The 17,746-nt window shown below is 51.7% G+C and carries 17 protein-coding genes and 1 tRNA gene; 6 read left to right on the top strand and 12 right to left on the bottom strand.

The annotated features are described in order from the left end of the window. Nucleotides 1-43: 43 nt before the first annotated feature. On the top strand, nucleotides 44-520 hold the full coding sequence (locus P3339_RS21085) for a hypothetical protein (RefSeq protein ID WP_282951787.1): 477 nt from the start codon (nucleotides 44-46) through the stop codon (nucleotides 518-520). A 613-nt stretch (nucleotides 521-1,133) separates the two neighbouring features. After that, nucleotides 1,134-1,619: a hypothetical protein gene (locus P3339_RS21080; RefSeq protein ID WP_282951786.1), complete on the top strand. Its 486-nt coding sequence runs from the start codon at nucleotides 1,134-1,136 to the stop codon at nucleotides 1,617-1,619. A 539-nt stretch (nucleotides 1,620-2,158) separates the two neighbouring features. Here the strand turns inward: P3339_RS21080 and P3339_RS21075 are convergent. The 6 genes from P3339_RS21075 to rpsU all read right to left on the bottom strand — a co-directional run bounded on the left by P3339_RS21075 (nucleotide 2,159) and on the right by rpsU (nucleotide 7,969). Next, nucleotides 2,159-2,235: transfer RNA gene (locus P3339_RS21075), tRNA-Ile, on the bottom strand. A 307-nt stretch (nucleotides 2,236-2,542) separates the two neighbouring features. Beyond that, on the bottom strand, nucleotides 2,543-2,962 hold the full coding sequence (locus P3339_RS21070) for a diacylglycerol kinase (protein ID WP_020411534.1): 420 nt from the start codon (nucleotides 2,960-2,962) through the stop codon (nucleotides 2,543-2,545). Nucleotides 2,963-3,053: 91 nt separating this feature from the next. Further along, nucleotides 3,054-4,916: an RNA polymerase sigma factor RpoD gene (rpoD, locus tag P3339_RS21065; protein WP_020411533.1), complete on the bottom strand. Its 1,863-nt coding sequence runs from the start codon at nucleotides 4,914-4,916 to the stop codon at nucleotides 3,054-3,056. A gap of 195 nt (nucleotides 4,917-5,111) precedes the next feature. After that, complete coding sequence (gene dnaG, locus P3339_RS21060) at nucleotides 5,112-7,088, bottom strand: DNA primase (RefSeq protein WP_282951785.1); 1,977 nt, start codon at nucleotides 7,086-7,088, stop codon at nucleotides 5,112-5,114. 19 nt (nucleotides 7,089-7,107) lie between these two features. Next, nucleotides 7,108-7,554, bottom strand: coding sequence for a GatB/YqeY domain-containing protein (locus tag P3339_RS21055; protein WP_020411531.1), 447 nt, complete (start codon nucleotides 7,552-7,554; stop codon nucleotides 7,108-7,110). A 199-nt stretch (nucleotides 7,555-7,753) separates the two neighbouring features. Continuing rightward, the gene (rpsU, locus tag P3339_RS21050; RefSeq protein WP_020411530.1) at nucleotides 7,754-7,969 is read right to left on the bottom strand and encodes a 30S ribosomal protein S21; all 216 of its coding nucleotides are present in this window, start codon (nucleotides 7,967-7,969) and stop codon (nucleotides 7,754-7,756) included. Nucleotides 7,970-8,142: 173 nt separating this feature from the next. Between rpsU and tsaD the strand changes: the two genes are divergently transcribed. The 3 genes from tsaD to folK are packed head-to-tail and all read left to right on the top strand — an operon-like array spanning nucleotide 8,143 to nucleotide 10,106. Next, entirely contained in the window at nucleotides 8,143-9,177 is a 1,035-nt protein-coding gene (tsaD, locus tag P3339_RS21045) for a tRNA (adenosine(37)-N6)-threonylcarbamoyltransferase complex transferase subunit TsaD (protein ID WP_020411529.1), read from the top strand. A gap of 45 nt (nucleotides 9,178-9,222) precedes the next feature. After that, nucleotides 9,223-9,612, top strand: a complete 390-nt coding sequence (folB, locus tag P3339_RS21040; RefSeq protein ID WP_020411528.1) for a dihydroneopterin aldolase — start codon at nucleotides 9,223-9,225, stop codon at nucleotides 9,610-9,612. A 2-nt stretch (nucleotides 9,613-9,614) separates the two neighbouring features. Then, nucleotides 9,615-10,106: a 2-amino-4-hydroxy-6-hydroxymethyldihydropteridine diphosphokinase gene (gene folK, locus P3339_RS21035; protein ID WP_282951784.1), complete on the top strand. Its 492-nt coding sequence runs from the start codon at nucleotides 9,615-9,617 to the stop codon at nucleotides 10,104-10,106. A 70-nt stretch (nucleotides 10,107-10,176) separates the two neighbouring features. On the opposite strand, the gene P3339_RS21030 is transcribed toward folK, so the two are convergent. After that, nucleotides 10,177-11,289, bottom strand: a complete 1,113-nt coding sequence (locus P3339_RS21030) for an NADH:flavin oxidoreductase (protein ID WP_282951783.1) — start codon at nucleotides 11,287-11,289, stop codon at nucleotides 10,177-10,179. A gap of 414 nt (nucleotides 11,290-11,703) precedes the next feature. On the opposite strand from P3339_RS21030, the gene P3339_RS21025 reads away from it, so the two are divergent. Beyond that, nucleotides 11,704-12,165, top strand: a complete 462-nt coding sequence (locus tag P3339_RS21025) for a winged helix-turn-helix transcriptional regulator (RefSeq protein WP_026304897.1) — start codon at nucleotides 11,704-11,706, stop codon at nucleotides 12,163-12,165. Nucleotides 12,166-12,185: 20 nt separating this feature from the next. Here the strand turns inward: P3339_RS21025 and P3339_RS21020 are convergent, their stop codons facing one another. The 5 genes from P3339_RS21020 to P3339_RS21000 all read right to left on the bottom strand — a co-directional run bounded on the left by P3339_RS21020 (nucleotide 12,186) and on the right by P3339_RS21000 (nucleotide 17,400). Continuing rightward, nucleotides 12,186-13,244, bottom strand: a complete 1,059-nt coding sequence (locus tag P3339_RS21020; RefSeq protein ID WP_282951782.1) for a type 1 glutamine amidotransferase domain-containing protein — start codon at nucleotides 13,242-13,244, stop codon at nucleotides 12,186-12,188. Nucleotides 13,245-13,455: 211 nt separating this feature from the next. Then, the gene (locus tag P3339_RS21015) at nucleotides 13,456-14,703 is read right to left on the bottom strand and encodes a sensor histidine kinase (protein ID WP_282951781.1); all 1,248 of its coding nucleotides are present in this window, start codon (nucleotides 14,701-14,703) and stop codon (nucleotides 13,456-13,458) included. Further along, the gene (locus P3339_RS21010) at nucleotides 14,687-15,382 is read right to left on the bottom strand and encodes a response regulator transcription factor (RefSeq protein WP_282951780.1); all 696 of its coding nucleotides are present in this window, start codon (nucleotides 15,380-15,382) and stop codon (nucleotides 14,687-14,689) included. Before P3339_RS21010 ends, P3339_RS21015 begins: the two co-directional genes overlap by 17 nt. 76 nt (nucleotides 15,383-15,458) lie before the next feature. After that, complete coding sequence (locus P3339_RS21005) at nucleotides 15,459-16,187, bottom strand: pteridine reductase (protein WP_282951779.1); 729 nt, start codon at nucleotides 16,185-16,187, stop codon at nucleotides 15,459-15,461. Then, on the bottom strand, nucleotides 16,180-17,400 hold the full coding sequence (locus tag P3339_RS21000) for a multifunctional CCA addition/repair protein (RefSeq protein ID WP_282951778.1): 1,221 nt from the start codon (nucleotides 17,398-17,400) through the stop codon (nucleotides 16,180-16,182). The genes P3339_RS21005 and P3339_RS21000 overlap by 8 nt, the downstream gene beginning before the upstream one ends. Nucleotides 17,401-17,746: the final 346 nt, after the last annotated feature.

Raw genomic sequence — 17,746 nt, 5'->3', positions numbered from 1 at the left:
GTTATCGCTCATGACGAAGATATTGAATGGGAATAAATTTCTGATGACTCTGATAGTTTGTTTATCAGTAACAAATTTTGCATATTCTGAGAGTTACGACACTGGTAATGAGCGAGACTGGTTGTTAAACGCAGAAAGTGAGAAAGATCGCTTGATTTTGCTGCAAAACTATCTTGGTGGTTTTTCTGCTTCAATGTGGGAAGTGGGATATCGATACAAAAGCATTTTCTTGGCTTTACAGGATGAGAATTTTGATCTTGCCATATACCACTGGAAAAAAATAAAAACTGCTATTGAAAATGGCTATCTCAAGCGCCCTGCACGCAAAGCCAATGCCGATGCTATTTTCTTGGACTTGGTATACGGTAATGTGCTTGGTTCATTTGAGAGTAGAGATATCAAAAAGGCATGGCAGGGATTTTCTAATGGTCGTTCAGCCTGTATGAAATGCCATGCTGCTGAAAAAATTCCATGGATGAATAATCAACCGTTATTTCGAACTACTGTAGCTCCACTGTAGTACAGGTTTTCTTTTATATGATATTCGGTATTGAGCTTTAAAATACCATGGTATGTAAGCTTTTTAGATCGTTAAGATTTTACTTCTTAAAATATCTTTGATAGGCAAATAAGTGTCATTTTATGACAGCCTATATTTATCTTTTCGAATTATGGTTTGGCCGGACTGTACATGTTGATGATGTTGAGATTGTTTTTTGGCAGGGTAATAATCTAACAGGAATTTTAGAAAATTCTTCTATTGAGTGGCTCTAAAAATATTTTTCAGCATAGTTTTTTGAATTTTATAGTTAGTTGTTTGCTATCACTTAACTCCTATGCCGAGCCTCTGGTTGTGACATCTAAGGGGATTCTGGTTCCGGTTCTCTTCGTGCTGTACTTTCCATAGCCTCTAAACTTTCGACTCCTCCTATAATTAGCATTGTAACAGGCGGTGATATTTCAATTGCGGAGCCTTTGGAGTACTCAGGTAAATTGCCTTTGGTTATCCATGGTGTGGACAAATTAGTATAACTCAAAATAATGTTGACCTTTTACGAATCAGCGAGGAAGCTGATTTATCACTCTCAAATCTGAATTTTGAAGGCCCTGGTTGTTTTCATATTGAGAACAGAGTGGATCTTGCTGAACCTGGTGGGAAAGGTATTTATCTCAAGGTAGGCGAGAGTCAGAAGGGCATTGTAAATATAATTCTTGAAAAAGCTCATGTTAGCGGATCGGCTTATCATGGTATTCACATATCCGACTGTGTTCTTCGCGATAAATGTGGAGGTGGCTTGGGTGGCGGTGGTGATGGTTCACCAGCGTCTATATCTGCACATTTGGCGAATGTAAAGATAGAATCTGTCGGGTATGGAGCCTTTGATGGTGATGGTATTTGGATTGATGAACGTGGCGAAGGCAGTATCTATACAACTGTCATTGACTCACTTTTTTCGCGTGTTGGTGCTGACGGTATTGAGCTTGATGAAGGGAATAAGGGAGATGTTATGGCACAAATTATTCGAAGTCGTTTTGTAGATACTGGAAATTATTGTGATCCGACTGTTCTGAAAAAGTGTATCTCCAAGCGGCAAAGCGAGGAAGAGCTAAGAAATTAGCTTTTAAGTTTTGGGGGAATATGGTCCCTCCGTCAGCCGAATTGACTTTCTAACTCACTGATATATGAGTTTTGTGTTCATTCCATATGCAATATGCCTCCAAATACTTGCGATGATATTGAGGGTCTATTCAATTACTAGTATGCGCTATTTATTAGCCCATAAAAATTGAATTCTACAGGGCTGATATTTAAAAATAGCTTAGGTTTTTTTAAATTATGCGTAGTTTTTAATTGGTCACCAGAAAAGTGGGCCGAGGGTGTAAAGCTAACGAGCGTAAGTGTGGATTGTAGTGGGCTGACTGAAGATGTTGGGAAGAGAAGGTGAGTGGAGATTTTTGAGAGGGCTTTGCTGTTTTGTCTGCGGTCAGTTTTGCTTATCTATGGAATATAACCTGGCCACAAGGGACACTATATGGTTTCAATAGGGCAGGGCCTCAAGATGCGGTGGATAATTTAGCTATCCTATGGGACCAAAAGTTGGCCAAAGCGGACAAGCTTTGATCGCAACAACATGGGGTTCACTGGGGGATTTAAAGGTGGTGGGCCCTCCGGGACTCGAACCCAGGACCTGCCGATTATGAGTCGGATGCTCTAACCAACTGAGCTAAGGGCCCACACTTTGCTTGCGGGGATCGTTGCAAGCGGTTGGGGAAAGTACAAGATTTTTCCTTTCAAATCAATGCCTTTGTGGCAGAGATTTCCTCTCGGCAGCCTTTGCCTGCCAACGTGAACTTTATCGTTTATTTTTTATACGAAATACTTGGCGGTGTATTTTAGTGTCAATGGTAAGGCAGTTGGAATTTACAGCTTTCTATATTAGTACGACCGTATGATTTTAGGGTTTTAACTGGTACTGCCGTTTAGATGGGGCGGGAAGTTAAGCTTCCCGCTTTTCTCTTCAAGCTTTTACACAGATCGCGGTTAGATTGGCAGCTTGGGAATTACTATGCAGCCCCAGACAATCAGCCATGAAATAAGAGCCACGGCTACGGCGGCGGAGCCTGTGTCCTTGGCAATCTTGGCCAAAGGGTGTTTTTCTGGGCTTATGCGGTCCACGGTAGCCTCAATGGCGCTGTTGATTAGCTCAAGGGGCAGTACCACCAAGCTTACGGCGATTAGTATGGCGCGCTCTGCCGGTGTATCTCCGACCCAGATGGCGAGAGGGATAATGAAGATTACGAGGATGATTTCCATACGGAAGGCTTCCTCATTACGCCAGGCGGCGGCGAGGCCTTCGCTCGAATATCTGGCGGCGGCGATCAGTCGAGCAAGGCCTTTTTTGCCCGGCTTATTGGCGACTCCTTCAGACTTTTCCGGTTTGCTGGCGACTTCTTTTTGCATATTACTCTCCTGCCATCCGTAGACCCTTGAGGGTGGTCTTTATTGTGTCACATAAAAAAGCCCGGTCGAAACCGGGCTTTTTAGTTGGCGCTTACTCGTCGAGGAAGCTCCGCAGGTGCTCCGATCGGGACGGGTGTCGCAGCTTACGCAGGGCCTTGGCCTCAATCTGTCGGATACGCTCACGGGTTACATCGAACTGCTTACCCACCTCTTCCAGAGTGTGGTCAGTGTTCATGTCAATACCAAAGCGCATACGCAGTACCTTGGCTTCACGCGCGGTCAGGCCGGAGAGCACGGAGCGGGTGGCATCATGCAGGCCGGTCTGGGTGGCGGTGTCCACCGGGGAGGACTGGTTCTGGTCTTCGATAAAGTCACCCAGGTGTGAGTCTTCGTCATCGCCGATGGGAGTCTCCATGGAGATGGGCTCTTTAGCGATCTTGAGGACTTTGCGTACCTTGTCTTCCGGCATTTCCATACGCTCGCCCAACTCTTCAGGAGTGGGTTCACGCCCCATTTCCTGCAGCATCTGGCGGCTGATACGGTTGAGCTTATTAATAGTCTCAATCATATGCACTGGAATACGGATGGTACGTGCCTGGTCAGCAATGGAGCGGGTGATCGCCTGACGAATCCACCAGGTGGCGTAGGTGGAGAACTTATAACCGCGACGGTATTCGAACTTATCCACAGCCTTCATCAGGCCGATGTTGCCCTCCTGAATCAGATCCAAGAACTGAAGGCCGCGGTTGGTGTACTTTTTGGCGATAGAAATCACCAGGCGAAGGTTGGCTTCCACCATTTCCTTCTTGGCGCGGCGAGAGCGGGCCTCACCAATGGACATACGGCGGTTGATCTCTTTGATCTGGCCTACGTCCAGTCCGGAGCGTTCCTGGCACTGGGCCAGTTTACGCTGGGCGCGTACTATATCGTCCACTACATGGCGCAGGGCGTCGGAGTAGTCGCGCTTCTTTTTGATGATCGCCGGGATCCAATCCTCATTGGTTTCGTTACCGGGGAACTCTTTGATAAAGGTCTTACGCGGCATGCGTGCACGCTTGATGCACAGGTTCATAGTGATGCGCTCTTGTCTGCGCACACTGTCGAGAATATCGCGCACTTCGCCGTAGAGCGGATCGAACTGGCGCGGTGCCAGTTTGAAGTAGCGGAAGACTTCAGCCACGGCTTCGAGGGCTTCGCCTGCTTCCTTGGAGTCGCGTCCGTGGGCGGTAATGGCTTCGTCTGCAACTTTCTGAGCAGTGATTAGCGCATTCATGCGCTCTGCCAGTTCCTCTGGGTCGAGGCCACCGGCGTTTTCCTCTTCTTCCTCTGAGGTACTGTCGTCATCCTCGTCGTCGGCAGATTCGTCATCGCTATCGCTAGTCTCACGGGATTCCGCGGCTTGGCCAGCTTGAGCACCAGGTGGTACATCTTCGGCGGGGTCGAGCCAGCCGGAAATGACATCAGGAACACGGCGCTCTTCTTTTTCGATTAGCGCGTACTCATCAATGATCTGTTGTACTGCACCTGGCCAATAGGCGAGAGCGGCCATCAGCTCACGCAGGCCCTCTTCGATACGCTTGGCAATGGCGATTTCGCCCTCGCGCGTGAGCAGCTCAACGGTGCCCATTTCGCGCATATACATGCGTACCGGATCGGTGGTGCGGCCTACATCGGATTCTACGGCGGCCAGTGCGGCTGCTGCTTCGGCTGCGGCGATCTCGTCAGCGGAGCTGTCGCCTTCAGCCATCAACAACTCTTCGGCATCTGGTGCGCTTTCGAACACCTTGATACCCATGTCGTTGATCATGCCAATAATGTCTTCCACCTGATCGGGGTCGGAAATATCTTCCGGAAGGTGGTCGTTTACCTCCGCGTAAGTGAGATAGCCCTGCTCTTTACCGCGGGCGATCAGTTCCTTAATGCGGGAGGTCTGTTGCTGGGTTTTGTCGGTCATGCACAACCCTGAATTCTGGGGATGAAAATACGGGACAAAGACGCGGGATTATAGCGTATTTGCAATAGCAATAACCACTCTAGCTGTCAAGTAACGGCGTTAGTGCGTAGTTTAGGGTGCTGGGGTTCCCGTTCCCGCCCGGCGGGGTGTGTGAATATAGTGTTGAGCCCACAGTTTTCAAGGGGTTAATGCAGATTAATTGTCTTTTCTGCGCCAGTTGGCCAAAAGCGCCAGCTGTTCTTCCTGGCTGAGCTGGGTGCCACTTTTCAGTTGGGCGAGTAAATCACGCTTACGCTGCTTGTCAGCGGTTTGTTTCAGGCGCTGCAGGCAGTCGCTGAATTCAGTTTGTGGATCGTATTCCAGGTTGCTATTGCCTTGTGCTAACTGGCGAATACTGGAGACCAGCTGGGATGCGGCGAGCTGGGCCAGGGTATCGCAGGATTCGGCACCATGATGGGCGCGCCAATAGCCAAGTAGCTGATTGAGGTTATATTCGGGGCGGTTCCTGAGTAGTTCTACCAGCTGTGCAAAGAGTGCCAGATCGGGGTCACTACTTGTCCGGAAGTGCTCCAGGTCCTTTATTTGTGCAGAAAGTTGTGGATGGTGCAGCAGAAGGGCAATAAGCATACGTTCCGGTGGCAGGCGGTATTGCCCGCTGCGTCGCAGGTTACCAGGTTCCTGTGGGGAGGCTTCCGCCAGATAGGGGGCGCGATCTCGTGGCCAGGGCTCTGGCGGAGTGCGATGCTGGGAGTCCTGATTGGGCTCTAGCGGCGCCCTATGTTCTTGTTCGGCTGTTGTTTGTTGAGGTTGGCTGTGCTGTACCTGGGTGTTGCGGGCTTTCTCCGCTTGGATAACCTCCTGCAAAGTCTCTTTGTCGAGACCTGTGCGTGAGGCGAGTTGTTGGAACATCAGTTGGCGGTAAACACCTTCTGGTAGCAAATCCAGTAGAGGAGCGGCGAGTTTGGACAGGCGCGCGCGGCCGTCCATGGTTTGTAGGTTGAGATCCTCGCTGAGCAAATCAAAGAGAAAATCTTCCAGTGGCAGGGCCTGTTCCTCCATTAGCTGCTGAAAGCGCTCTCCGCCCAGCTGGCGCACCAGGGTGTCTGGGTCCTCACCTTCCGGCAGCAACAGGAAGCGAAGGCTGCGGCCATCCTGCATTTGTGGCAGAGCAGACTCCAGGGCACGTCGCGCGGCAGTGCGGCCGGCGCGGTCGCCGTCAAAGCAGAACAGCAGCTCTGTGGTGTGGCGGAAGGCGAGTTGGATATGGTCTTCGCCACAAGCGGTCCCCAGGGTGGCGACGGCGCAACGGATATCGAACTGGGCCAGGGCCACCACATCCATATAGCCCTCTACCACAATCAGGCGTTCAAGGTTGCGATTGGCCTGACGTGCTTCCCACAGGCCGTAGAGCTCACGGCTCTTGTGGAAAATAGGGGTTTCAGGGGAGTTCAGGTACTTGGGTTTCTCATCTCCCAGTACTCGTCCACCGAAGGCGATAGCGCGTCCGCGCTGGTCGCGGATTGGGAAAATAATACGATTGCGGAAACGATCATAATGGTGGCGCGAGTTGGGCTTAGTATTGCCATCGCTATCCTGGCGGCGAATGGCCAGGCCCGCCAGTTCCAGCTGGTCCGCTTTTTCTGGAGTATCGGCCAGTGCGTTGAGCAGGTTATCCCAGCCCGGGGGCGCCAGGCCTATACCGAAGTCGCGGGCAATCTCCCCTGAAAGGCCGCGGTTGCGTAGATAAGCCACGGCATTGCCGGCGGTAGGGTGGCTGCGAAGTTGCTCGCGGTAGTAATCTGCGACTTTCTCTGTGAGTTGGTAGAGGGACTGGCTCTCTTTTTGGCGTTTCTCTTGCCCTGGTGCGAGTTGCTCCCGGGGTACCTCAAGGCCGCGGGTTGCAGCGAGTTTTTCTACCGCCTCAGGGAAGGGGAGGCGGTCGTACTCCATGAGAAAGCCAATGGCGTTGCCGTTGGCGCCGCAACCAAAGCAGTAATAGAACTGCTTGTCTGGACTTACGGTAAAAGATGGAGTTTTCTCATCGTGAAAGGGGCAGCAGGCGGAGTAGTTTTTGCCGGTTTTGCGCAATTTAACCCGGCTGTCCACCAACTCGACAATATCTGCTCTGGCGAGCAGGTCGTCGATAAAATGCTGGGGGATCTTGCTGGGCATAGTGCTTCCCGTGTGAGGATTAGCCCAGTTGGGCTTTTACCAGCTTACTTACTGCGCCCATATCTGCACGGCCCTGTACCTGGGGTTTAACCTGGGCAATAACCTTGCCCATATCAGCCATGCTGCTGGCGCCTGTGTCTTGCACAGCGGAAGAGACGATTTCGTTGATTTCAGCCTCGGTCAGCTGCTTGGGCAGGAACTCCTGGATTACCTCGATCTCAGCCTGCTCCACTGCCGCCAGCTCGGCGCGGCCTGCCTTTTCGTACTGGGCGATGGAATCGCGACGCTGTTTGGTCATCTTGTCCAGCAGGGCGAGGATGCGGGCGTCATCAAGGTCGATGCGCTCGTCGACTTCAACACGTTTAACTTCGGCATTGATCAGGCGCAGGGTAGCCAGGCGCTCTTTGTCTCGCGCTTTCATTGCGTCTTTGGTGGCCTGGGTCAGGGTTTCCTTGAGAGTGCTCATAACGAGTGTTCCGGGATTGTTGGCAATGAATTTTGGTTTCGGGTGCTTAGAATAGCTTGTCTGCTGGGCGGGGGAAAATGCGTTAGCCCAAACGCAAAACGGCGCGCGAGTATGGCTCGCACGCCGTTCTTTATAGCTCCGCTACGAGCTGAGCCCGTCCGGCCGTCTCGCTGCGACAGGCTTATGCAGCCTGCGGCTCTTAGTAGAGACGCTGGAACTTGCGATTTTCGCGCTGAAGCTTTTTAGCGTGACGCTTAACAGCGGCAGCAGCTTTGCGCTTACGAACAGCGGTGGGCTTCTCGTAGAACTCGCGACGACGTACTTCAGACAGTACGCCTGCTTTTTCACAGGAGCGCTTGAAGCGGCGCAGGGCGATATCGAAAGGTTCGTTGTCTTTAATTCGTACAGAGGGCATTAGGATACCTGTTAAAATTCGTTTCTCTCGGCCATTCCGGCAATGCTCTCGCAGTTGCATCCGGTGGCCGGTTCACAGCGAGGGCGCAAATTCTAAACACTCCCCTACGGGATCGCAACCCCATTTTCAAGTATGATAACGGCCCCTCGAAGCAGTCACGAGTATGAGATCAAGTGCGCGTCCTCGGTATAGAAACTTCCTGCGATGAAACTGGCGTAGCTATCTACGATTCAGAATCCGGCCTGCTAGGCCATGCCCTGTTCAGCCAAGTGGATCTGCATGCAGATTATGGTGGTGTGGTACCGGAGCTGGCGAGTCGCGATCATGTGCGCAAGCTGCTACCCCTGGTGCGCCAGGTAATGGCCAAGACCAATACCAAGCCCTCTGACCTGGATGGCGTAGCTTATACCGCGGGGCCTGGTTTGGTTGGTGCCCTAATGGTAGGTGCCTGTGCTGGCCGCTCCTTAGCATATGGTTGGGATGTTCCAGCGGTGGCGGTGCATCATATGGAAGGGCATCTATTAGCACCCATGTTGGAGGAAAACCCTCCGGCCTTTCCTTTTGTCGCCTTGCTGGTTTCCGGCGGACACACCCAGCTGGTGGAAGTGCGTGGTCTTGGTGACTACGAACTGATGGGGGAGTCCCTGGATGATGCCGCCGGTGAAGCCTTCGATAAGGCCGCTAAAATGCTCGACCTGGATTACCCAGGCGGCCCGCGTTTGGCTGCCCTGGCGGAGAAAGGTGACTCCAAACGCTTTACCTTCCCGCGCCCCATGACTGATCGGCCAGGGCTGGACTTCAGTTTTTCAGGTCTTAAAACCTTCACTCTGACTACCGTGCGCCAGCACGCCCTCGAAGATGGCTTGCCGGATGAGCAAACCTGCGCGGATATCGCTGCGGCCTTTCAAGAGGCCGTAGTGGATACCCTGGTGATTAAGTGTCGGCGCGCCATTAAGGCCTCCGGTTATAAAACCCTGGTGATTGCCGGTGGGGTTTCCGCAAATAAACAGCTGCGCGAGCGCCTGGAAACAAGTCTGAGCAAGGACGGTGCCAGTGTCTATTATCCGCGCCATGAATTTTGTACCGATAACGGCGCCATGATTGCCTATGCCGGTAGTTTGCGTTTAAAAGTCGGGGAGCAGACTGATTTAGCCGTGGATGTGCGCCCGCGCTGGCCTATGACAGAATTGCCCAAGACCGAACTTTAAAAATCCCAGGAGCAGCCTGGCAGTTAAAAAGAAAAGAGCCAATAAATGGATATTGTTTATATACGGGATTTAAAAGTGAATACCATTATTGGTATTTACGATTGGGAGCGGGAAGTGCGCCAGACCGTCAGCCTCGATCTGGAGATGGCTTTCGATATCAGTGAGGCGGCACGCACAGATAATATCGAGTACACACTTAACTATAAGGCGGTAGCCAAGCGCTTGATTGCCTTTATTGAAAGCAGTGAGTTCCTGTTGGTGGAGACCATGGCGGAGCAGGCTGCGGCAATTGTCAGGGAAGAGTTTTCAGTAAGCTGGCTGCGACTGCGTTTGTCCAAGCCGGGTGCGGTCAGGGGGTCCAGGGATGTGGGTGTCATTATTGAGCGTGGCGAAAGGCCAGCAAAAGGTGCAGCAGCGATGTCTGCGGGAGTGTAAACGTGGCTCAGGTGTATCTCAGCCTCGGCAGTAATATCAATCGCGCGCAACATATTCGCGCGGCTCTGGATGCCCTGGCCGGGCAGTTTGGCGAATTACAGGTGTCCCGGGTCTTCGAGAGTGAGGCGGTGGGTTTCCTGGGCGATAATTTTTACAACTTGGTAGTGGGGCTGCAAACTAACCTGCCGGTAGGGCAGCTGGCTCTTTGTTTGCGCGGTATCGAAGATGCCAATGGCCGCCTGCGCTCCGGACCCAAGTTCAGCGCGCGTACCCTGGATATTGATATTCTCACCTATGATCACCTGACCGGGATTGTCGACGGGGTAAAATTGCCACGGGGTGAGATTGTAAAAAACGCCTTTGTTTTGCAGCCTCTGGCAGAGATAGCACCGGAAGTACCGCACCCTGTTGAGCAAAAGACTTACCGGCAGCTTTGGGATGAGTACGATCAGGCTTCGCAGAAATTGTGGCCGGTAGAATTTATTTGGCCGTGATTCCAAAAAATTTTTAAAAAATGTAGATAAAAAAGCAGCCTTTAGAGGCTGCTTTTTTTGTCAGTAAAAATTAACTCAGGCTCATTAGCGCCTCTTTGGTAAACGGAGTGATTTCCTCCGCACGATCTTCACGTACCTTGGCGAACCAGTGTGGGTCCTGTAGTAGTGCACGGCCAACGGCAATCAGATCGAACTCCTGGTTGTCCATACGGCGGGTCAGTTCGCCTAGATCGGTAGGGTTGGCAGTACCGCCCATGCCCTGGTTGTTGCCGCCGATAAAATCATCGTCGAGGCCGACACTGCCGACGGAAATTACCGGTTTTCCAGTCAGCTCCTTGGTCCAGCCTGCCAGGTTGAGATCAGAGCCCTCGAACTCCGGCACCCAGAAGCGTCTTGAAGAAGCGTGGAAAATATCAACGCCAGCTTCAACCAGCGGTGTCAGGAAGCGTTTCAGTTCTTCCGGGTTTTGCGCCAACTTGGCTTCGTAATCCTGCTGCTTCCATTGGGAGTAGCGCAGCACTATGGCGAAATCTTCGCCTACGGCTTCACGTACCGCTTTGATAATTTCCACTGCAAAGCGGGTGCGATTTTCGATGGAGCCACCGTACTCGTCATCGCGTTGGTTGGTACCTTCCCAGAAAAACTGGTCGATCAGGTAGCCGTGGGCGCCGTGAATCTCTACACCGTCAAACCCAATTTCCTTGGCTGCTTTTGCCGCGTCCGCAAAAGCTTGTACAACTTCCTGGATGTCCTCTTTGCTCATCGCCTGGCCATTGGGCTTGCCAGGTTTGAATAGGCCTGAGGGGGAGTAGCCGGGTACTGATTTATCCGGGCCTATGCCCTCTTTGCGCACGGAACCTACGTGCCACAACTGTGGGATAATCTGGCCACCGGCAGCGTGTACTTCGTCTACCACTTTTTTCCAGCCGGCGAGAGCGGCTTCACCGTAGATTGCCGGTACATTCTCGTAGCCGTTTGCGGCTTTATGATTAACGAAGGTGCCTTCGGTAATAATTAGTCCCACTTCACCTTCAGCTCGGCGGCGGTAATAGCCGGCCACCTGGTCATTGGCTGAATAGCCCGGTGACATAGTGCGGGTCATGGGGGCCATTGCGACCCGGTTGCGCAGCTTTAGGGATTTATGCTCGAAAGGACGCAGTAGGTTGTCCAGGGAACCACTCATATTTCTCTCCTGAATGTCTCGATTCAACACTGGGACTCACTGGTCCCACTAGGTCACAATTAAAACGGTTGCGTTATAAGACCTTATTTTAAGGTTGAGTTCAATATCTGGTTTCGTATTGCAACTCTTTTGCCGGTATACTGGCTAGGGAGCCTCTGAATAACTCCGTAATGCCTCTGCGGGCCATGAAGGCTGCAGATGTTAGGCGCAGCTCGCCGCGAATGGCTCAGTCCTTTGCAAGAGCTGCAACGCAGCAGCTGTGGCCTTCAAGGCCCGCCCTTCGGGGCTTGCAGAGCGATTCACACTCCGCGTTGCGACTTCTTGAAAGGTCTAGACATTCCTGTGAAGCCGCGCCTTGATTGTGAACCGCTCTGCATGCCAGAGGTATCACGGAGTTATTCAGAGGCTCCCTATATGTCACGTAAACGCTTTGATGATCTTGATTGCTCCCTGGCTTGCGCCCTGAATGAGGTGGGGGACTGGTGGTCCCTGCTGATAATTAAGCAGGCGATGCTGGGTACCCGTCGTTTTGTGGACTTCCAAAGAAACCTGGGAATCGCCAAGAATATCCTTGTGGATCGGTTATCCCGTCTGGTGGATAACGAGGTGCTGGTGCGCTTTGATGCGGGTGAGCACGGCACACGCTACGAGTACCGCTTAACGGAAAAAGGTCGCGACCTGTTTACGGTGGTAATCGCCCTGCGCCAGTGGAATCTGCGCTGGAATGGCAATAAAGACGGCGTGCATCTGGTCGATAAAAACAGCGGCGAACCTATCCCTGAAATGGTTGTGCAGAATGCCCAAGGGCAAAAACTCAGTATTCGCGATGTATTATTTGTGGATGAAAATGGCCAGCCGCTAGAGCAGGCTGGCTAGCTGGCTTTTGAGGGGCTCTATCAATCCTGGCTCTTGGACAGCAGTCTGATTATGTCCAGAGCCCTGCCCGGCTCCCAGCGCATAGCAGAGACAACGCCGTGCATGGCCAGTAGGCGCTGGTCTATTTCCCCTTTCTCTTGAAGTTCCTGTAATTTCTCTGCGGCCTCGGTAAAGCCGTGCTTCTCATAAGTGAGTAGTAATTTGACGGTCTGCTCCACCGGGGTGACTTGGCGTGGAACTGGGGTATACCCCATCGCCCTTACCATACTCTCAGCCGCCAGCCAGGTGGACCAGGGGTTTTGTCCGGTAATAAGCTGGCCATCCACGCTGACTTGTTCCAGGTAAGTGGGCCCAGCCTGGAACACCGCGCCTTGCTTACGTAAGCGATCCTCCAGCAGGAATGGAAATCGTTGCTTGGCGTCGGGAATAAGAAAAAGCTCCTCTTCGTTAGTAAAAGCACTAATCTGCCGATCGGCAATCAAGGGCTCGCCATTATCCAGGGTGACATTGGCAAGGGCTGCTGGCCCGTGGCAAACCGCTCCGATAATTTTGCCGCTGCTATAGATTTCCCGCACCAGGGACTGGATATGGGGATTGTCGGGGAAATCGAACATGGTGCCTTTACCGCCGACAAAAAATACTGCCCGATAATCCTCTGCCGATACCTGATCGATAGGAATACTGTTATTGACCTTTTGTTGTGCCTCCGGGTCATTGAGAAAGGCATAGTCGAAAGGCCCAAGGTCATCTTTATCGATCACCGCAGGCGGTTTGCCGCCTCTGGGACTGGCAATATCGACAATAAATCCGTTGGCCGAAAAGATGTAATAGGGGCGTGCCAGTTCCGTTAACTCATAACCAGTAGCCTTGCCACTATCTCCCATCGTTTCAGTACTGGTGACAACAGCTAAGATTTTTCCTCGGCTTTCCCTGGGTAATTGTTGTAAATACGGTAGATCACTGACCGTCGTAGTGGAAAAGTCCTGCTCTTGGGGTGGAATTAGGCCCTTAATCCAAATAATAAAACCAAAAAATACCGACAAAGTCAGTGCCAGGGAAATAACAATTTTCTTCAACATATTAATCTCCAAAATTGCGGTAGCAGACGGAAAATCTTCTAGTGAGTTCGTAGGAGAATAAGGGGTGGAAGGTGAAATTCAGGTGAGATGGTAGTTGCTAAATAGGAAGAAAGAATAAACTGCACTCGGGATCGTATAAGGCATGGGTGCCAATTCACTGTGCGTCTCGAGCGCAGTATGTTTTTGCGGTAAAAATCTGGACCTTAGAAAATTACTGTGTAAAAGACAGAGCACACTGATAAATATTTTTTCGACATTTGACGGCGATGGTCCAATTTAAGGCTTCACAGATTCTCTTGGCCAGGAAAAGGCCTTGACCTATACCGTCACTGCCCTCCCTCTTTTGGCCGGGCAAGAGGGAGGTTTCTAAATCTAATTGGTTGTCTGTGGCGTTCTCAAAAAAGAGTGTGTTCCCCTTATAGGTAATAACCAATTTAGGGTTGGAGGCGTGCTGTAATGCATTGCTGATTAAGTTATCGACTAGCAGACTTACCAGGTGTCGATTGGCCAGGACTCTGACTTTGTGCCCTAACTTTAAATCAACATGAAACTGCTTTTGTACAATTACCTGGTGTTGAACTAAAAGACGCTCCTCCAGTAAAGCACGCAATGGGATATCTTCCGACTGTAGAGATTCTGAGCGGGCGAGGGCCAATAGTGTCTTAACAGTTTTTTCCATACCGGCAACAGTTTCTAATAGCTCATTTTTCTCAGCTTTAGTCATTTCCCGATTTTGACTGAGAGCCAGTGTGCTTTTCAGAATGGTTAGCCCGGTGCGCAACTCATGGCTCGTATCCCGGGTAAACTCGGTTTCCCTGCGCAATGTCAGCTTGAGCTGGTTAAGTGTATCTTGCAACGTGCTTGCGAGATAACCGATTTCATCTTGTTCATTGTTATAGGGCAGGGAAATTTGAGAATCGCAGTTTCTCTGCTGCTTAACCGCTTTAGCCAGGGTTACTACAGGTGCGATGGTTTTACGGGAAATACGATAAGCACAATAGAGGGCTAAGAGTAGGGTCAAGATACAGGCGCCGGCAAAGAGCCAGAGAAGTTGCGAGGATTGTCGCGTAACAGTGAGTAATTCACTGACTTCAGCTACGAGAACGGCGGAATCGTTGCCCGGAAAATGTACTCTGCGCAGATGGAAGTGATGTTCCGTATCACTAAACCATTCTGCCTTTTCTGCATGGCTAGGTAGGGCAGTGCGCAGTTCAGTAGGAATTACTTTGCTTTCAGTGTATAGCGTTAAATAGGGTAGGCGTGGCTCTGGGATTGTTTTAGCCTGTTTTGCCTGCTGTTCGAGGTAGCGGACTTCCCCGACCAATAAGTTATCGAGTAAATGGTCTTCAATTACATAGGCCACCATCATACAGATGGCAAAAAACACCAAACATAGCAGCAGGGTAAAACTGCCAAAAATAGCGAAGACCTTCCTCTGTAAATTACTGGTTTCGCGCATTGGGAATTTCCAACTGATAACCGAGATTGGTGATAGTTTTCAACATGGGAACCAGGAAAGGCTTATCCAATGTTTGGCGAAGACTATAAATGTGGGATTTTAAGGCGTCTGTTTCTGGGGGGTCGTCACCCCAAATATGGTGGATGATTGCCGAGCGGCTTACTGGTGCTGGCGACGCCTGGGCGAGCATAGTGAGAATGCGAAAACCGATAGTTGTCAGGGGCAGAGGTTGTTTATCCCGGTAGGCGGTTTGCTGGCGCTGGTTTATCTGTAAATCACCCACCTTGATTTCTTCACTGGTATGCAGCTGGTGTCTACGTGCCAGGGCGCGGCATCTCAGTATCAGTTCCCTTGGTTCGAAGGGCTTACATAAGTAGTCATCGGCACCGATACCAAATCCGCGTTCTTTATCTGCGAGAGCATCGCGGGCAGTTAACATCAGAATTGGCATGTTAACTGGCGCTTGTGCCTTGATCTTTTCACAGACCTCCAAGCCGTCTATATCCGGCAGGCCCAGGTCGAGAATGATCAGGTCGAAGATTTGTTCCAGGGCCAGCTGTAAACCCTGGCGACCCCGATGGGCGTAATCTATCTGCCAGCCCTCAGCGTGCAGGAATTCGGCAATCTGGCGGGCGATAGTGAGGTTATCTTCAATCAACAATATCTTCAGTGAGGGCACCGGCAAACCTCTTGTGGCAGAGTAAGTTGCCAAACATTCTGACAGAGTGTCGGTGAAATTGAAGTGAAGCCCCGCTCTAGATATTGAGGTTACGGCCGCCGTCAACAGCAATAATCTGGCCGTTGATATAGGGGGCGTCGCAGACCAGGAAGCGCACGGTTTTGGCGATATCGCTGGGGTCACCGGTTCGGGCCAAAGGAATGCGCTGGGTGATCTGTGCTTTCTTGGCTTCGTTAGTTGCCTCTTGCTCTGGCCAAAGAATGGCACCGGGGGCGACTGCATTGACCCGGACCTGGGGAGACAGCTCCAGAGCGAGGCTTTTTGTCAGCATTACCAGCCCAGCCTTGGCGGCGCAGTAAATAGTGTGCTCGGGCATCGGGCGCTCGGCGTGGATATCCGCCATATTAACAACGCAGCCCTGTTGTTGGCTGAGTGTTTCTTTCAGGGCCTGAATGAGAAAGAAGGGGACTTTGAGGTTGCTGCCTACCAGCCGATCCCAGTCCTCCTCGGTCGCCTTTCCCACAGGTGTGGGGTGAAATGCTGAGGCATTGTTGACCAGAACATCTATGCCACCCCAGGCCTCTTGTGCGCGCTGGGCCAGATTGGAGCAGGCTTCGGCGCTATTCAATTCACTGTGCAACGCTATGGCAGAGTTGGGGCGAAGTCGGTTCAGCTCGTTTGCCAGGGCCTTGGCTGCATCAGCCGAGTTGCGATAGTGAATAACAACCCTGTGATCTCTATGCAGCTCTTTGGCAATAGCACGGCCCAAGCGTGCGGCAGCACCGGTAATCAACATATTACGCAATGTAATTATCCTTTATTTTGGCGATTGCCTTGATGCGCTCCCGGTCCAGTGCCTGCCCCAGCTTCGCACCCTGGTAGCCCTGTTTAATCAACTCCTCGGCAGTTACCGCCGATGCTGCTTCGCGAGCGGCACGTAAAAAGTCCACTTGTGGATAATCTCTATTCTCCAGCCCCTCACGACCCCGGGCATCTGCCTCGCAGGCGCGTAGAAAGTTTTCAAATCGCTCGGGACGTCGCAAGGCATCCAGACTGCGGATCATTTTCATAATGGTCTGTGGGCGCAATTCGAAGGCCCTGTGGCAATGCAGGTGGTATTCACAGACCCCGATAGCCAGTGCAGTCAGATCTTTTGGGGTACGCCAGCGCTCACAGACGGCCTTTACCAGGGGCACGCCGGCGGACTCGTGGCCGTGGTGGCTAGGGAGAATCTCTTCGGGAGTTAACCCCTTGCCTAAGTCGTGCAGTAAGACTGCGAATCGTACTGGTAGCTCGGCAGGGGCGTTGTTGAGTGCCAGTAAAACATGCTCACCAGTATCCACTTCAGGGTGATGCTCTGGTGGCTGGGGGACACCGAACAGGTTCTCCAGCTCAGGAAGCAGGATGGGCAGGGCGCCGCACTCCCTCAGTACCTGAATGAAGACATCGGGGTCGGGCTCGGTAAGGGCGCGGCTTACTTCCTTCCAGATTCGCTCCGCTACCAGATATTCAACCTCTCCAGCCTCGACCATTTGGCGCATAAGCGCCATTGTCTCCGATGCAACAGTAAATCCAAGGTGGTGGTAGCGCGCCGCAAAACGGGCTACACGCAGGATGCGCAACGGATCTTCGGCGAATGCTGTGGATACATGGCGAAGCAGCCGTGCTTCTAGATCAGCTTGCCCACCGTAAGGATCAATCAGGGCACCATCCTCTGATTCAGCGATCGCGTTGATAGTAAGGTCGCGGCGTTGCAGGTCCTCTTCAAGAGTAATACTGGCATCCGTATTTACGGAGAAGCCACCGTAGCCGCGTCCGCTCTTACGCTCTGTTCGCGCGAGTGCATACTCCTCGCCGGTCTCCGGGTGTAGAAAAACGGGGAAATCTTTTCCTACAGGATGGAATCCAAGATTCAACATCTGTTCTGGACTACCCCCAACTACCACCCAGTCGTGCTCGGTTACAGGGCGTTTAAGTAATTTGTCGCGTACTGCGCCACCAACGAGATAGGTCTTCAATAGAATCGCTCCAAGGCTGGAGAAACCGGTTTCCCGGTGAAGAGTTGCACTGCCATAAATCCATTGGTTCCGGCACTGCCCATTAAACAGGATATTGGGCAGAAATTTCAGGGAAGGTAGGAGTGAGATTTTGGCAAGATAAAAAAAAGGCCCCGAAAAAACAAGGGGGCCCAGGGTCTTAGGGTATTCGCTTAGCAAACATCTAATTGCCAAAAGTGGGGTATCTGACTTACCGGCCACCCCACTGGAGAGGATCAGGCGACACGTCAGGTGTCGCGTAATCTATGGCCATTCTATGAGACCTGTCATACCTGTCAACTATATCTTTTAGTATTTTTTGAGGGGG

It is taken from the genome of Microbulbifer sp. MLAF003 (assembly GCF_030012965.1).
Classification (GTDB): Bacteria; Pseudomonadota; Gammaproteobacteria; order Pseudomonadales; family Cellvibrionaceae; genus Microbulbifer; species Microbulbifer variabilis.
This window is presented reverse-complemented; position numbering and strand designations above follow the sequence as displayed.

Bases quoted from the DNA above. Each gene is read 5' to 3' on its own strand.
- P3339_RS21085 (WP_282951787.1), top strand. From the start codon at position 44: ATGACTCTGATAGTTTGTTTATCAGTAACAAATTTTGCATATTCTGAG.
- P3339_RS21070 (WP_020411534.1), bottom strand. From the start codon at position 2,962: ATGCAAAAAGAAGTCGCCAGCAAACCGGAAAAGTCTGAAGGAGTCGCC.
- rpoD (WP_020411533.1), bottom strand. From the start codon at position 4,916: ATGACCGACAAAACCCAGCAACAGACCTCCCGCATTAAGGAACTGATC.
- dnaG (WP_282951785.1), bottom strand. From the start codon at position 7,088: ATGCCCAGCAAGATCCCCCAGCATTTTATCGACGACCTGCTCGCCAGA.
- P3339_RS21055 (WP_020411531.1), bottom strand. From the start codon at position 7,554: ATGAGCACTCTCAAGGAAACCCTGACCCAGGCCACCAAAGACGCAATG.
- rpsU (WP_020411530.1), bottom strand. From the start codon at position 7,969: ATGCCCTCTGTACGAATTAAAGACAACGAACCTTTCGATATCGCCCTG.
- folB (WP_020411528.1), top strand. From the start codon at position 9,223: ATGGATATTGTTTATATACGGGATTTAAAAGTGAATACCATTATTGGT.
- P3339_RS21030 (WP_282951783.1), bottom strand. From the start codon at position 11,289: ATGAGTGGTTCCCTGGACAACCTACTGCGTCCTTTCGAGCATAAATCC.
- P3339_RS21025 (WP_026304897.1), top strand. From the start codon at position 11,704: ATGTCACGTAAACGCTTTGATGATCTTGATTGCTCCCTGGCTTGCGCC.
- P3339_RS21020 (WP_282951782.1), bottom strand. From the start codon at position 13,244: ATGTTGAAGAAAATTGTTATTTCCCTGGCACTGACTTTGTCGGTATTT.
- P3339_RS21015 (WP_282951781.1), bottom strand. From the start codon at position 14,703: ATGCGCGAAACCAGTAATTTACAGAGGAAGGTCTTCGCTATTTTTGGC.